At 43.0% G+C, this 337-nt stretch carries 2 tRNA genes; both read right to left on the bottom strand.

Going from position 1 to position 337, the window contains the following annotated elements:
- Nucleotides 1–43 precede the first annotated feature (43 nt).
- Nucleotides 44–119 (bottom strand) — tRNA-Ala (locus KI356_RS25385).
- 10 nt (nt 120–129) lie between these two features.
- Nucleotides 130–206: transfer RNA gene (locus KI356_RS25380), tRNA-Ile, on the bottom strand.
- Nucleotides 207–337: the final 131 nt, after the last annotated feature.

Here is a 337-nt window from a genome sequence, read left to right as displayed (position 1 = left end):
TAGTTTTCAAAGAACATACCATTTGCTATATAAAATAGCTTTTTGGTGGAGCCTAGCGGGATCGAACCGCTGACCTCCTGCGTGCAAGGCAGGCGCTCTCCCAGCTGAGCTAAGGCCCCGTAAAATGTATGGTGGGCCTAAATGGACTCGAACCATCGACCTCACGCTTATCAGGCGTGCGCTCTAACCAGCTGAGCTATAGGCCCATACAAATCGCGGAATTTATTTATATCATATTCCTATTTAAGAGTCAATACTTATATTGAACTCTCAAAACTAAACGAAAACGAAACACGGAAACTTATATTGATGAACAGTGTTCATCAATTCTCCATAG

It is taken from the genome of Bacillus hominis, assembly GCF_018332515.1.
GTDB lineage: Bacteria > Bacillota > Bacilli > Bacillales > Bacillaceae_G > Bacillus_A > Bacillus_A hominis.
The sequence above is the reverse complement of the archived record's forward strand: the minus strand, read 5'-3'. Positions and strand labels throughout refer to the sequence as shown.